This window comes from Microbacterium oxydans, assembly GCF_026559675.1.
GTDB lineage: Bacteria > Actinomycetota > Actinomycetes > Actinomycetales > Microbacteriaceae > Microbacterium > Microbacterium oxydans_D.
Genome location: NZ_CP092891.1, coordinates 3,017,030 through 3,029,954, shown reverse-complemented (window position 1 = coordinate 3,029,954; position 12,925 = coordinate 3,017,030). Strand labels below are relative to the sequence as shown.

15 protein-coding genes are annotated in these 12,925 nt (G+C 71.4%); 9 read left to right on the top strand and 6 right to left on the bottom strand.

Annotation, left to right across the window (positions count from 1 at the left end; translation table 11 throughout):
- Positions 1-244: 244 nt before the first annotated feature.
- A complete protein-coding gene (locus tag MME74_RS14680; RefSeq protein WP_267415800.1) occupies positions 245-988 on the bottom strand; it encodes a GntR family transcriptional regulator in 744 nt (247 codons plus the stop codon).
- A gap of 169 nt (positions 989-1,157) precedes the next feature.
- On the opposite strand from MME74_RS14680, the gene MME74_RS14675 reads away from it, so the two are divergent.
- The 6 genes from MME74_RS14675 (at position 1,158) to MME74_RS14650 (ending at position 7,749) form a co-directional block, all read left to right on the top strand.
- On the top strand, positions 1,158-2,087 hold the full coding sequence (locus tag MME74_RS14675; RefSeq protein ID WP_267415799.1) for a phosphate/phosphite/phosphonate ABC transporter substrate-binding protein: 930 nt from the start codon (positions 1,158-1,160) through the stop codon (positions 2,085-2,087).
- A gap of 144 nt (positions 2,088-2,231) precedes the next feature.
- Positions 2,232-3,056, top strand: coding sequence for a phosphonate ABC transporter ATP-binding protein (gene phnC / locus MME74_RS14670; protein ID WP_267415798.1), 825 nt, complete (start codon positions 2,232-2,234; stop codon positions 3,054-3,056).
- Positions 3,053-4,810 (top strand): phosphonate ABC transporter, permease protein PhnE, encoded by a 1,758-nt coding sequence (phnE, locus tag MME74_RS14665; protein WP_267415797.1) that lies wholly within the window; start codon positions 3,053-3,055, stop codon positions 4,808-4,810. The genes phnC and phnE overlap by 4 nt, the downstream gene beginning before the upstream one ends.
- The gene (locus MME74_RS14660; protein WP_267415796.1) at positions 4,807-5,946 is read left to right on the top strand and encodes a TIGR03364 family FAD-dependent oxidoreductase; all 1,140 of its coding nucleotides are present in this window, start codon (positions 4,807-4,809) and stop codon (positions 5,944-5,946) included. Before phnE ends, MME74_RS14660 begins: the two co-directional genes overlap by 4 nt.
- Positions 5,943-6,650, top strand: coding sequence for an HAD family hydrolase (locus MME74_RS14655; protein WP_267415794.1), 708 nt, complete (start codon positions 5,943-5,945; stop codon positions 6,648-6,650). Before MME74_RS14660 ends, MME74_RS14655 begins: the two co-directional genes overlap by 4 nt.
- Before the next feature lie 10 nt (positions 6,651-6,660).
- Positions 6,661-7,749, top strand: coding sequence for an alcohol dehydrogenase catalytic domain-containing protein (locus tag MME74_RS14650; protein ID WP_267415793.1), 1,089 nt, complete (start codon positions 6,661-6,663; stop codon positions 7,747-7,749).
- Between the two features lie 8 nt (positions 7,750-7,757).
- Here MME74_RS14650 and MME74_RS14645 read toward each other — a convergent pair whose 3' ends face one another.
- Genes MME74_RS14645 through MME74_RS14635 form a run of 3 tightly spaced genes read right to left on the bottom strand, consistent with a single transcriptional unit; the run spans position 7,758 to position 9,186 of the window.
- Positions 7,758-8,300 carry a CinA family protein gene (locus MME74_RS14645; protein ID WP_267415792.1) on the bottom strand — a complete coding sequence of 181 codons (543 nt, stop codon included), beginning with the start codon at positions 8,298-8,300 and terminating at the stop codon, positions 7,758-7,760.
- Positions 8,297-8,710: a CBS domain-containing protein gene (locus MME74_RS14640; protein ID WP_267415791.1), complete on the bottom strand. Its 414-nt coding sequence runs from the start codon at positions 8,708-8,710 to the stop codon at positions 8,297-8,299. Before MME74_RS14640 ends, MME74_RS14645 begins: the two co-directional genes overlap by 4 nt.
- Positions 8,707-9,186 carry an FHA domain-containing protein gene (locus MME74_RS14635; RefSeq protein ID WP_267415790.1) on the bottom strand — a complete coding sequence of 160 codons (480 nt, stop codon included), beginning with the start codon at positions 9,184-9,186 and terminating at the stop codon, positions 8,707-8,709. Before MME74_RS14635 ends, MME74_RS14640 begins: the two co-directional genes overlap by 4 nt.
- A gap of 152 nt (positions 9,187-9,338) precedes the next feature.
- Between MME74_RS14635 and MME74_RS14630 the strand changes: the two genes are divergently transcribed.
- From MME74_RS14630 to MME74_RS14620, 3 genes are all read left to right on the top strand, one after another.
- Positions 9,339-9,686, top strand: coding sequence for an ATP-dependent DNA ligase (locus tag MME74_RS14630; protein ID WP_267415789.1), 348 nt, complete (start codon positions 9,339-9,341; stop codon positions 9,684-9,686).
- A gap of 209 nt (positions 9,687-9,895) precedes the next feature.
- Entirely contained in the window at positions 9,896-10,780 is an 885-nt protein-coding gene (locus tag MME74_RS14625; RefSeq protein WP_267415788.1) for an SDR family oxidoreductase, read from the top strand.
- A 59-nt stretch (positions 10,781-10,839) separates the two neighbouring features.
- Positions 10,840-11,757 carry an EamA family transporter gene (locus MME74_RS14620; RefSeq protein ID WP_267415787.1) on the top strand — a complete coding sequence of 306 codons (918 nt, stop codon included), beginning with the start codon at positions 10,840-10,842 and terminating at the stop codon, positions 11,755-11,757.
- On the opposite strand, the gene MME74_RS14615 is transcribed toward MME74_RS14620, so the two are convergent.
- Both MME74_RS14615 and MME74_RS14610 read right to left on the bottom strand, forming a co-directional pair.
- Positions 11,729-12,508, bottom strand: a complete 780-nt coding sequence (locus MME74_RS14615) for a YidC/Oxa1 family membrane protein insertase (protein WP_267415785.1) — start codon at positions 12,506-12,508, stop codon at positions 11,729-11,731. The genes MME74_RS14620 and MME74_RS14615 overlap by 29 nt on opposite strands.
- Before the next feature lie 63 nt (positions 12,509-12,571).
- Entirely contained in the window at positions 12,572-12,844 is a 273-nt protein-coding gene (locus MME74_RS14610) for a DUF6412 domain-containing protein (RefSeq protein WP_267415784.1), read from the bottom strand.
- Positions 12,845-12,925: the final 81 nt, after the last annotated feature.

Here is a 12,925-nt window from a genome sequence, read left to right as displayed (position 1 = left end):
GAGTGTGGAGGCGCGCTTTTTCTCCGTCTCCGAGACCCTGGACGAAAGTCTAGGAGAGTCTCGACGTTCGACTCTTCAGAAGCGCTTGCCCGCCCCCGTAATCTGGAGGCTCCCCAGATAAAGCGTCCCCAGCGCTGCGATCGCGGGCGCGGTCTTTCTGGCTTCTGAAACACTTGCGCGCTCGCGATCGCCTTCTGCGTTAACGGGCCGATTCTCCGGCTCTCCGCGGCGGCTCTCCCGCTCGCTACGCGCCGACCGCCCGCATGTAGTGGCCGTCGGTCGAGATGCCGGATGCGGCGACCGTGAAGCGCACCACCTCGCTCAGGTAGCGATCCTCGGAGGCCTCGAAGATCCTCCCCTCGGCATCGCGGGAGGTGCGGTTGAGCCGCAGGATGGGAGTCCCGCGCGGCACCCGCAGCAGCGCGGCGTCCTGCTCATCGGCAGCGACCGCGTCGATGACGTGCTGCAGTGTGACGATCGGGTGGCCGACCGACGACAGGTACTCCGTGATGGAGATCTCGTCGAGGTTCACCTCGAACAGTCGGCGACCGACGGCCTCCGTGTAGTTGAGGCGCTCGAGCATGGTCGGCCGGCCGTCGAGCAGGCGCAGCCGCACCACGCTCACGATCGTGTCGGTCGGCTCGACGCCGAGGGCCGCCGCCATGTCGCCGGCGCGCCTCAGGCTCAACTCCTGCGTCTGCGCGCCGGGCGCGACGCCGAGTTCGCGCGCCCAGCGGGTGAACGGGACGGACACGTCCACGGCCTGGTTGGCCTTGCGGGCGACGACCCGCGCCGGGCGCCCTCGGCTCGTCTCGAGCAGACCCTCGCCGCGCAGGGCGGCCAGGGCGTTGCGGATCGGGCCGCGCGATGTGCGCCACCTCTCGGCGAGCTCGGCCTCGGTGGGCACGTCATCGCCGGGGCGGAGCGTTCCGGCCGCGATCTGCGCGCGGAGGTCGTCAGCGATCTGGGTGTACACAGCTTCGGCCACATAGGTACATTACTTCGTCAGCCCGTCCGGCGTGAGCACGTTACAGGAGTGTTCATCCAGGCTAATGCTGGGTAAACGAGCCCTGAACTCTTTCGAGTTAGGTACATATCTCGGCTCGGCACCTGCGAGAGTCTTCCGTGGATCACCCCTCACACCCTGAAAGGTCCTCATGAAGCTTCGCGCTCTCCCCGCCCTCGCCGGCGTCGCGCTCCTCGCCCTCGGCCTCGCCGCGTGTTCCGGCTCGGCTGACGCGTCCGGCACCCCCGGCGCCGACGAGTCGTCCTCCACCAGCGGGTTCGCGGTCGACGAGAACACGCTCGTCTTCGGCGTCGTCCCCGACTCGGTCGACACCGAGACGAACTACCAGCCCCTCATGGACTACATCGCCGAGATCACCGGCAAGACGGTCGAGTACCACGAGTCGACCGACTACGCCGCCCTCATCGAGGCCGCCGTCGCCGGCAAGGTCGACGTCGCGTCGTTCTCCGGCTTCACGTACGTCACCGCCACCAACAACGGCGCCAAGCTCACCCCGATCTCCTCGATCGTCACCGCCGAGGGCCAGGAGCCGGGCTACTACTCGCAGGCGATCGTCCCCGCGGACAGCGACATCAAGAGCCTCGAGGACTTCAAGGGCAAGAAGGTCTGCTTCGTCGACCCGTCCTCGACCTCCGGCTACCTCTTCCCGTCGTACAACCTCCTCAAGGCGGGCGTCGACCCCAAGACCGACATCACCCCGGTGTTCGCGGGCAAGCACGACGTGAGCGTCACCAAGGTCGGCGAAGGCGTCGAGTGCGAGGCGGGCTTCGCCGAGGACTCCGAGGTCGCCAAGTCCGACAAGGTCAAGGTCATCGACGAGACGATGGTCCCCGGTGCGCCGCTCGTCTACTCGTCCACGCTTCCCGACGACGTGTCGAAGAAGCTCATCGACGGCCTCTCCGAGATCACGATCGACGACATCATCGCCGCCGGCATCGACAGCGCCGACTCCGACGCCTTCCGCAGCGTGTTCTACGCCACGAAGCCCGTCGACGACGCGTACTACGACCTGATCCGCGACATCTGCAAGGAGACCGAAGCGGAGCAGTGCAAGGCCTGACCCGCTGAACCGCCCCACCCGGCGTCTCGCGCCGGGTGGGGCGTTTCGACTCGCTTCGCTCGCTCAACGACCGGGGAGCGCCGCTCGCTCCACGACCGGGAAGCTTCGCTCGCTCCACGACCGGAAGACCGACAGGAAACTGACATGACTGCATCCGACGCCCTCATCCGTCTCGACGGCGTGACGAAGACCTTCGGGACGACGACCGCCCTGAAGGACGCCTCGCTGGAGGTCTCCCGCGGGGAGATCGTCGTGCTCCTCGGGCTGTCCGGCTCGGGGAAGTCCACCCTGCTGCGGCATCTCGACGGCCTCGAGATCCCCACGTCCGGCTCCGTCGAGGTGCTCGGGTCCCAGGTCCCCGCGCTCAAGGGGAGGGCGCTGCGCGATCTCCGCAGCCGCGTCGGCTTCATCTTCCAGCAGTTCGAGCTCGTGCCGTCGCTCACGGTGCTCGAGAACGTACTCACCGGCTCCCTGTCCGGTGTGCGCGGACCGCGTCTCGGCCTCTGGGGCTACTCGCGGGCCTCGAAGCTCACCGCGCTCGAGCACCTCGACCGCGTCGGGCTGCTCGACCGCGCCTACCAGCGCAGCGACACGCTCTCGGGCGGACAGCAGCAGCGGGTGGCCATCGCCCGCGCCCTCATGCAGAAGCCGGCGATCCTGCTCGCGGACGAGCCGGTCGCGTCGCTCGACCCCGAGTCGAGCGAGCAGGTCATGGCGCTGATCCGCGAGATCGCCGCCGACGAGGGCCTCACCGTGGTGTGCAGCCTGCACCAGGTCGACCTCGCCATCTCGTGGGCCGACCGCATCGTCGGCCTGCGTCACGGCGAGGTCGTGCTGGACACCCCGACCGGTGACCTCACCAAGGCCGAGGTCATGGAGATCTACGGACGCGTCGCGACCACGACCGCCGAGATCCGTGCCGTGCAGGAGGAGCTCGTGGAAGCCGCGGCCCAGGTGGCGGCATCATGACGGCTCTGGACGCCTCGACGGACTCCGCGATCCACGGTGGCGGATCGGCACCTCAGGGCGGCGGACGCGGTGTCGCGGAGCGCGCCCCGAAGCGCCCGATCTCGCCGGAGCGGATCGCGGCATCCCTCACGCTCGTAGCCCTCGTGGTGCTCGGCATCCTCGCCGTCCGCGACGTCGACATCTCGATCCCGGCGATGGTGCAGAGCTGGGGCAACGCCGAGAACTTCATGGCGCGCGTCGGCGGCCTCACATTCCCCGAGCCCGGCGACCTCGCCTGGCTGATCGCGCTCACGGTGGGCCTGGTGCTCGTGGGCACGCTGCTCGCCGCCGTGCTGTCGGTGCCGATCGCCTACCTCGCCGCCTCGAACACGACGCCGGGGAACGGGTGGCGCGCCGCTGCCCGCTTCGTCGGCGTCCTCACGCGCGCCCTCCCCGACGTCGTGCTCGCGATGGCGTTCGTGCTGATGTTCTCGCTCGGCACGCTTCCCGGCATCCTCGCCATCGGCATCCACTCGATCGGCATGATCTCGAAGATGTTCGCCGACGCGATCGAGCAGATCGACGAAGGCCCCCGTCTCGCCATCCGGGCGGCCGGCGGTTCGAAGATGCAGGAGTTCACGTCCGGCATCCTGCCGCAGGTGCTGCCCAGCTGGGTGGCCACCGTGCTGCACCGCAACGACATCAACCTGCGCGGCAGCGTCGTGCTCGGCTACGTCGGCGTCGCCGGCCTCGGCCTCGAGATGTCGTACGCCTTCAAGTCGCTCAACTACGGCAAGGGCCTCGGCATCGCGCTGGTCATCTTCCTCCTCTGCATCGTCATGGAGATCGTCTCCAGCATGGTCCGAGGGGCGATGCTCGGCGAGCAGAAGCACACCCGCTCGTGGATGGACCGCCTCCTGCACCCGCGTCTCGGAGCGAGCGCCGCCGCAGCTCCCGCGGGGCGCCCGGCCTGGGCGGCCAGTCCGGAGTCGGCCGTGCGTCGGCCCTGGACCGCGCAGCGCGTGCGACACACGATCGCCGGCGTCGTCGCCGTGCTCGTGGTGATCGGCAGCGTCGTGGTGAGCCAGATCAACTGGATGGACCTTCTCACCTTCTGGGCCAAACTGCCCGAGGTCGCCGCGAAGTTCTGGCCGCCGTCGTTCGGCAACTACGACGCGAGCACCATGTTCCAGGCCATGCGCGACACCGTCGCCATCGCCCTCGCCGCGACCGTGCTCACCCTGCTCCCGTCGCTCGTGCTCGGCTCGCTCGCGGCCCGCAACGTCGCTCCGAGCTCGGGGGCGCGGGGCACGGCGCGACTGCTGCTCGTCGGCATCCGCGGCATCCCGGAGCTGATCCTCGCGATCGTGCTCGTGGTCATCACCGGCCTCGGTGCGCAGGCCGGCGTCATCGCCCTCGCGATCGGCGGCATCGGCCTGCTCGGCAAGCTCATCGCCGACTCGTTCGAAGAGGTGGACCGCGGCCCCGAGCGCGCGCTGCGCGCCGTGGGGGCGACACGTCTGCAGACCTACACCTCGGCCACCGTGCCGCAGGGCATGCAGGCGCTCATCGGCCACAGCTTCTACATGCTCGACACGAACATCCGCGCGGCGACGATCCTCGGCATCGTCGGCGGCGGAGGTGTCGGCTACTACCTGCTCAACGCCAGCCAGGGCTCGCGCTACGAGACCGTGACGGCGATCGTGCTGATGATCCTCGCCACCGTGCTCGTCGTCGAAGGGCTGGCCATGTGGATGCGGAAGGTGTTCCGATGAATCGTCCCCTCGACACGGCCGACCTCGTCGTGGTCGGCTCCGGCATCGTCGGTCTCGGTGCGGCCTACGCGGCGGTGCGGCGCGGTCTGCGCGTGATCGTGGTCGACCGCACCGAGGCGCCGATCGGCGCCACGATCCGCAACTTCGGGCACCTCTGCATCGGTGCGCAGGGAGGGGAGGCGCGACGCTACGCCGACGCCTCGCGCGACCTGTGGCTGCGTCTCTCCCAGGATGCGGGCTTCTGGCTGCGCGAGTCGGGCACACTCGTCGCGGCCCGCCACGACGACGAGCTCGCCGTGCTCGAGGCCGCGGCCAGTGACGGCGGCATCCGGATGCTGGAGGCCGCCGAGCTCCTGCGCCTCGCACCGCTCCGTGCCGAGGGGCTCGTCGGCGGCGCGCACATCGAGACCGACCTGCAGACCGATCCGCGCACGGCGGCCGACGCGATCGTCCGTCACCTGGCGGAGCGGGGCGTGGAGTTCCGCTTCCGCACCGCCGTCACCGCGGTGGGGGAGGGCCGTGTGGACACCACCCGCGGTCCGATCGGCTGCGCGAGCGTCGTCGTCGCCGTGAACCACGACATCGATCAGCTGCTGCCCGACGTCGCCGAACGCCACGGGGTCGTGCGCTGCGCCCTCGACATGATGCGGGCGGCGGTGTCGTTCCGGCATCCGCTCGCCGCACCGCTGCTCACCGGCTGGTCGCTCGTCCGCTACGGCCGGTTCTCGGACGGACCGGAGGCCACCGCGCTGCGGGAGCGTCTGCACGCCGAGCGCCCCGACCTCGCCGCGATCGACCTCAACCAGATGTACACGCAGCTGCCCGACGGCACGCTCATCATCGGCGACTCGCACACCACGGCCGTAGCGCCGGCGCCGTTCCAGCCCGAGGCCGCCTTCTCCGCGTTCCTCACCGAGGCGGAGGCGCTGTTCGATGCGCCGGCACCCCGCGTGCTCGAGCGCTGGCAGGGCGTGTACGCGAAGGGCCGGCAGGAGTTCCTGATCGACCGGGGCGACGACGGCGTGCTCGTGCTCGCCGCGACCACCGGCATCGGGATGACCACGGGGTTGGGCCTGGCCGAACAGAATCTCACCGCCGCCTTCGGGTGGGCGGCAGCAATGGAAGGAACATCATGACCACTCCTCTCGAACTCGTCGTCCTCGACATGGCGGGAACCACGGTGCTCGACGACGGCGTCGTGGAGCAGGCGTTCCAGCGCGCCGCCGAGCGCACCGGCGTCGCCGACCGGATGCCGTGGGCCGAAGCGCTCGACTACGTGCGCGTGACCATGGGGCAGTCGAAGATCGACGTCTTCACGCATCTCGCCGGCGGCGACGTCGTCGCGGCCGAGCGCGCGACCGCCGCCTTCGAGGGCGCCTACGCCGAGATCGTCGCGGAGCAGGGCGTCTCGGAGATCCCCGGCGCGGCCGACGCGATCCAGGGACTGAAGGATGCCGGGCTGAAGGTCGTGCTCACCACGGGCTTCGCGCCGGTCACGCGCGAGGCGCTCCTCGACGGCCTCGGCTGGCACGGACTCATCGACCTGGCGCTGTCGCCGATCGACGCCGGTCGCGGACGCCCCGCGCCCGACCTCGTGCTCAGCGCGCTGCTGCGCACGCAGACCTCCTCCGTCGCGGCCGTCGCGGTCGTCGGAGACACCGTGAGCGATGTCGAGTCGGGGCGTCGGGCCGGTGCGGGCTTCGTCGCGGGTGTGCTCACCGGTGCCCACGACCGTCCTGCCCTCAGCGGCGCGGGTGCCGATGCCGTGCTCAGCGACATCACCGCCCTGCGCGACGTGCTCGTCCAGCGCGAGCTGCTCCCGCTCGTCGCGGCCTCCTGAGCGGGCCGACATGGGAACCCTGCTGATCCGTCCTCCCGGCCACCGCCGAGACGTCGCCCTGCGCCCGGCGGCGACCGCGATGGTGTGGATCGGCGAAGGCCACCCGCACGAGACGATCGCCGTCCCGGGGGTCGCGCTCGCCGACGGCGACGTGCTCGTCGCGGTCGAGATGTCGACCATCTGCGGTTCGGACGTGCACACCGTGCAGGGGCGTCGCCCGGCTCCGACGCCGCTCGTGCTCGGTCACGAGAGCGTCGGGCGCGTGATCGCGACCGGGGACACCGGCGCGCACACGGTCGACGGGACCCCGCTGCGCATCGGCGATCGTGTGGTGTGGTCGGTGACGATCTCGTGCGCGAGCTGTGACCGCTGCCTGCAGGGGATGCCGCAGAAGTGCCGCGCCCTGGGCAAGTACGGCCACGATCGGGTCGGCGCGCACGGCGATCTCACCGGGGCGTTCGCGAGCCACGTGCAGCTGCGGGAGGGGACGACCATCGTGCGCGTGCCCGAGGCGCTGCCGGCATCCGTCCTCGCGCCCGCGGGGTGCGCGACCGCGACCGCCTGGGCCGCGGTGGCGCGGGCGGCGAAGGACCGCGACCTCGACGGTGCGGCCGTGCGGATCCACGGCGCGGGGCTGGTCGGACTCTCCGCCGCGGCCATCGCCGCGGAGCAGGGTGCGACGGTCGAGGTGCTCGATCCGAACGCGGAGCGGCGCGCGCTCGCGGCACGGTTCGGCGCGACGAGTCTCGACCGCGACCCGGACGTCGTGATCGAGGCGTCGGGGCACGCGGTGGGTGAGGCCCTCGCGGGGGTGGCGGTCGGCGGGACGGTCGTGCTCGTCGGCAGCGTGTTCCCGGCCGACCCGGTCCCGTTCGACGCGGAGAGCATCGTGCGGCGCCTGGTCACGGTCGCCGGCATCCACAACTACACGGGGGCCGAGCTGGCCGAGGCGGTCGCGTTCCTCGCCGGGCGCGGGCGGGCGTACCCCTTCGGCGATGCGGTCGGCGCCGTCCGCGCCCTCTCCGACATCGACGCGGCGCTCGGGGAGGCGGCGGCGCCGGGAGCTCCGCTGCGGATCGGGCTGCTGCCCGGCTCCTGACGACCGCTCTACTCGGGGCTCCGCGCTCCACGGCGGGGTCCGAGCGGACGCAGGCCCTCCGCGTGGAAGGCGAGCAGTCGGACGGCGGCGTCGACGCTCGCGACCAGGACCTCCTCCGGTTCCCCGACCAGCGCCAGCCGTCGATGGCCGACGCCGTCCGCGGTCGCCCATCCCAGGTACACGGTCCCGGCGGGGTGGCCGCCCTGACCACCGGGGCCGCCGACCCCGGTGGTCGACACGCAGAGGTCGGCGTCGAAGAGGCGGAGTGCGCCCCGGGCGAGCTGCTCGGCGCACTCGGCGGAGCAGGGATCGGTCCCGGGCGCCATGCCGAGGACGCGCTCCTTCACGTCGGTCAGATAGGCCACGATGCCCCCGGCGAACCAGTCGGACGCGGCGTCGCCGGCGCCGACCGTGCTCGCGAGACGGCCGGACGTGAGGGACTCCGCGACGCCCACGCGCACGCGTCGCTCGACCGCGAGCCGGCTCAGGTGCTCGAGGGCACTCGGGCCGTCGGGCCCGGGCGGCTGAGAGTGGTCGTCCTGCCCGGTCACCGCGAGATGCTCTCCACGGTCTTGCCGGTCGTGGCGGCGGACAGCGAGCGGGCGATGTCGGCCTGGCTGACGATGCCGACCAGCCGATGGTCGTCGATCACGGGGAGCCGACGTATCTGGTTCTCCTGCATCCGGTCGAGCGCCACGTGGATGTCGTCGTCGGCGTCCACGGTGATCGGCTTGCCCTTCGCGAGCGCCTCCGCCGGGGTCGTCTCCGGATCCATCCCCAGGGCGATGGCCCCGACCACGATGTCGCGATCCGTGAGCATGCCCTTGAGTCGGCTGTCCTCGCCGCAGATGGGCAGCGCGCCGACATCGAGGTCGGCCATGACCGACGCCGCGATGCGCAGCGAGTCGTTCACACCGATGCAGCGCGGGCTCGGGGTCATGAGGTCGCGCGTGGTCGTCATCGCTCTTCGCCTTCGTCGTAGTCCGGGCGCGGAGGCTGCAGCGGCTGGTCGGAGTACTCGCCGCCCGATCGGCCTCCGAAGGGCCGTCCGTGATCGGCGAACTCGTCGCGGGCGAACACGAGCGTCCACGGGCCCGCCGTGAAGTGCGCGCCGGTGCGGAGCGTCTCGGAGTCGTCGCCGGGGTGGGTCGCATCCGCCCCCAGGCTGGCATTCGTCTCACCCTCGCCGTGCAGCGTGAGCACGTACTCGTCTCGGTCGTCGTGCGTGATCGTGGCGTGCACGGGGTCGGTCTCGGGCAGACGGAGCTCGTTGCCGTCGGCGGAGCCGATCCGCACCACGTCGGCCTCGAGCGCGAACTCGGTGCGCTCGTCGTCGCGCGTGATCCGCAGTCGCGGATTGCCCGCGCCCCACTGGGCGTGCGTGGTGGTCGGGGTGTAGCCCTCGTCGGGACGGTCGTCGATGTGTCGTGCGTTCATGGCAGTGCCTCCTCGAGCTGGGACTCCGACGTTAGGACCCGCGTCAGGTTCCGCCGAGGGGGTTGACTTCCGCCGTCGATGGTTCGACCCCGCATGCGCGAGAATGGGGGCAAGCCCCTGTCCCGGTGCGACAGAGAACCAAGGAGCATGGAATGGGAAAGTTCGTCTACGAAGGCGGAGTCAAGACCGAGATCGAGGATCGCGCTCTGACTCATCTGCAGCTCGTCATCACCGCGAAGCTGCGCCGAGGTGAGCCGTTCCCGTTCAGCTGGCGCGAGGACGCGAGCGTCGGCGGCGGGCGCACGACGGTGTGGATCCAGCCCGGCAGCTCCCTCGTCTTCAAGTACTTCGGCAGCCGTCAGCCCTCCATCAACCGCGCATGGATCGAGGCGCTCGCCTTCACCGCGAACGCCCCGAGCGGGCTGTACCTCGTGCCGGAACCCGCCGAGGCGGGCGACGAGCCCGGCGGCGGAGAGGTCCCGGTCACGCCTCCGCTCTGACCCCGAACACCTGAAGCCGACACCCGTCGGCACCACCGAGACCCACCCGTGGAGACGCCTCCGCCGGTGGGTCTCGGCGTACCCCGGGGCCTCGACCGCCTTCCGGGTCGGAGCGGAGGGATGTCAACCCCCTGATGCCAGGCGAGGGGCATCGGGGAGGCTGGGTCCTGTTCGACCAGACGAGTTCGACCAGACGAGGAGGACCGGCCATGACCGACGACACACCCGACCCCCGGCACGCGCACCGCGAGGAGGGCTTCCCCGCCCAGCACCAGGACCAGCCGGGACTGACCGAGAAGACCCGCCCCGAACCCGACCACGGCGAGCAGACCTATGCCGGTCACGGCCGGCTGGAGGGACGCCGCGCCCTCATCACGGGTGGCGACTCCGGCATCGGCCGCGCCGTCGCGATCGCGTTCGCCCGGGAGGGAGCCGACATCGCGATCGCGCACATGCCCGAGGAGCAGGACGACGCGGAGGACACGCTCGCCCTGGTCCGCGAGACCGGGCGCACCGGCGTGGGCTTCGCGGGCGACCTGCGCGACGAGGCGTTCGCGACCGAGATCGTCGCCGGCACGCGCCGCGAGCTGGGAGGACTCGACGTCCTCGTGCTCAACGCCGGCTACCAGCACGACATCGACGGGTTCGAGAGCCTCGAGACCGAGCGGATGCGCCGGGTGTTCGACACGAACCTCGCGGGGTTGCTGTTCTCGGCACGGGCGGCCTATCCCGACCTCGAACCGGGCGCGAGCATCATCGTCACGGCGTCCGTCCAGGCGTACAACCCCTCGCCGGGCCTGATCGACTACGCCATGACGAAGGCCGCCCAGGTCGCGTTTGTGAAGGCGCTCGCCGAGGAGGCGGGCCCCCGCGGCATCCGGGTCAACGCCGTCGCCCCCGGCCCGATCTGGACGCCGCTGATCCCCGCGACCGGATGGGACGCCGAGCGACTGGCGACCTTCGGTGCGGACACCCCGCTGGGCCGGGCGGGGCAGCCGGCCGAACTCGCGGGCGCCTACGTGTACCTGGCATCGGCGGAGTCGTCGTACACCTCCGGATCGGTCATCGCGGTCACGGGCGGCAAGGCGCTCTGACCCGGACGCTTCGCGCGGAGGCGGCGGTTCCCCCGGGGGCCGCCGCCTAAGCTTGTCTGGTGCAGAAGCCCGCCGCCTCCGGCCCCCTCGTCGGGGTGGCACTCGTCATCGGATCGTGCCTGTCGCTGCCGTTCGGCGCGGCGGTCGCGGCGCAGCTGTTCCCGGTGCTCGGCCCCTGGGGCGTGACCTCGTTGCGCGTGGCGATCGCCGCCATCCTCCTCGTGGTGCTCGTGCGGCCGCGACCGGGGAAGTGGACGCGCGCGCAGTGGCTCGCCGCGGTGCTCTTCGGTGTCTCCTTGGCCGCGATGAACGGCTTCTTCTACGCCGCGATCGACCGCATCCCGCTGGGCCCCGCGGTCGCGATCGAGTTCCTCGGACCCCTCGTGCTCGCGGCCGTGCTCACGCGTCGGCTCGCGGATGCCGCGTGGGTCGGCGTGGCCCTCCTCGGCATGGTGGTGCTCGGCATCGACGGCCTGATCGGCGCCGAGCCCCTCGACCCGCTCGGCGTGGTCTTCATCCTCATCGCCGCCGGCTTCTGGATCATGTACATCCGGATGAGCGCCCGCGTCGGCGCGCTCATCCCCGGGAACAGCGGGTTGGCGATGGGACTCGTGGTCGCGGCCGTGCTGCTCATCCCTGTCGGCATCCCGGCGGTCTCGACCGTGGCGATGGACCCGCAGCTCCTGCTGCTCGCGGCGATCACCGCGGTGCTGTCGTCGGTCATCCCGTACACCTTCGAGCTCGCGGCGCTGCGCCGTCTGCCGCAGCGCGTGTTCGGGGTGCTGCTGAGCCTCGAACCGGCGTTCGCGACCCTGGCCGGCTGGCTGATCCTCGGGCAGGACGCGACCCCGCTGCGCATGCTGGCCGTGGGCCTCGTGATCGCCGCGAGCGTCGGGACCACGCTCGGTGTGCGGAGGGACCGCCGCGACGGCGGCCCCTCCGGGCCCTTCACCGCGCCGATACCGCTGCCCGACTGACCGCCGGGACGGGCAGGGGGTACCGGCGGCGCAGGATGACCCGCTGCACGAGCGTCCACACCACCGTGACGGTGAGGTACAGCGCGGCGGCGAGCGGCACGAACGCGGCGAACACCGCCGTCAGGTAGTGCATCGCCGACATGACGCGCATCATCGTGGGCGAGTTCAGGGGCGAGTCGTCGCCCTCGACGGGAGTCGGGCGGAACACGCGGCGGGTGACCTCGGCGACCGCGATCATCACGGCGAGCAGCACCCCGAAGACCAGGAACGTCGCCGGGGTGGCCGTGCCGCCGAAGAGCGCCGAGACCAGACTCGTGCCCAGCGGAGCGCCGAACAGGTCGTGCGCGAGCAGGGCGTTCGGGTGTCCGGCGATCTCCGGGCGGAGGAACAGCGTGTAGAGGAGGCCGACGACCGGGGCCTGCGCCAGCACCGGGAGCATCCCCGCGAACGGCGAGGTGTTCTCGGCCTTGTAGAGCGCCATCATCTCCTTCTGCAGGCGCTCGGGGTTCTTCTTGTGGCGGCGCTGCAGCTCGCGCAGCTTCGGGGCGAGGCGTGCCCTGGTCTGCTCGGCCTTGGCCTGGGAGATGCCGACGGGGATGAGGAGCGCCCGCACCAGCAGCGTGACCAGCACGACGGCGAGGGCGGCGGCGGAGGCCCCGGCGATCGGGGTGAGGAGATCGGAGAGTCCGGTCAGGGCGCCGTAGGCGGCGTCGAGGAGGGCGGTGAGTGGGGGAAAGGCAAAGGGGTCCATGGAAGTGTCCGTTCGTGGCGTCGGGAAGGGTCGGCGAAAGCCGCGTCGTCCCGTCGGAACGGACTACGCGGCGGTCGCGACTCCCGGCGCCCGAGGGCGCGGATGCCCGGCGGCATCAGGATCGCTCTGTGTGAGGATGGTGCCGACGTCGATCGCCCGCAACGGATGCGGGGAGTCGGACGAGGCCTCCGGGCGCACGCTCAGCACGATGGCGAGCGTGAGGGCGGTCACGGCGAGGAGCGCGATCGCGAGGCCGAGGGCCGCGGCGTCCGGCATCGAGACGAGGCCGAGCGCGGTCGCGACGAAGGTCAGCATCTGCCCGAACCACTCGCTCATGTGCGCGCTCCCTTCTCCAGCGAGGGTAGCACCGGGACCCGGGGCTCCCTCCGTCACGGGTGGCCTCGCGGGTACGCCGCG

What these genes read in the sequence shown, in the direction of transcription:
- MME74_RS14675 (WP_267415799.1), top strand. Translation starts at nt 1,158, where the DNA reads ATGAAGCTTCGCGCTCTCCCCGCCCTCGCCGGCGTCGCGCTCCTCGCC.
- phnC (WP_267415798.1), top strand. Translation starts at nt 2,232, where the DNA reads ATGACTGCATCCGACGCCCTCATCCGTCTCGACGGCGTGACGAAGACC.
- phnE (WP_267415797.1), top strand. Translation starts at nt 3,053, where the DNA reads ATGACGGCTCTGGACGCCTCGACGGACTCCGCGATCCACGGTGGCGGA.
- MME74_RS14660 (WP_267415796.1), top strand. Translation starts at nt 4,807, where the DNA reads ATGAATCGTCCCCTCGACACGGCCGACCTCGTCGTGGTCGGCTCCGGC.
- MME74_RS14655 (WP_267415794.1), top strand. Translation starts at nt 5,943, where the DNA reads ATGACCACTCCTCTCGAACTCGTCGTCCTCGACATGGCGGGAACCACG.
- MME74_RS14650 (WP_267415793.1), top strand. Translation starts at nt 6,661, where the DNA reads ATGGGAACCCTGCTGATCCGTCCTCCCGGCCACCGCCGAGACGTCGCC.
- MME74_RS14640 (WP_267415791.1), bottom strand. Translation starts at nt 8,710, where the DNA reads ATGACGACCACGCGCGACCTCATGACCCCGAGCCCGCGCTGCATCGGT.
- MME74_RS14635 (WP_267415790.1), bottom strand. Translation starts at nt 9,186, where the DNA reads ATGAACGCACGACACATCGACGACCGTCCCGACGAGGGCTACACCCCG.
- MME74_RS14630 (WP_267415789.1), top strand. Translation starts at nt 9,339, where the DNA reads ATGGGAAAGTTCGTCTACGAAGGCGGAGTCAAGACCGAGATCGAGGAT.
- MME74_RS14625 (WP_267415788.1), top strand. Translation starts at nt 9,896, where the DNA reads ATGACCGACGACACACCCGACCCCCGGCACGCGCACCGCGAGGAGGGC.
- MME74_RS14615 (WP_267415785.1), bottom strand. Translation starts at nt 12,508, where the DNA reads ATGGACCCCTTTGCCTTTCCCCCACTCACCGCCCTCCTCGACGCCGCC.
- MME74_RS14610 (WP_267415784.1), bottom strand. Translation starts at nt 12,844, where the DNA reads ATGAGCGAGTGGTTCGGGCAGATGCTGACCTTCGTCGCGACCGCGCTC.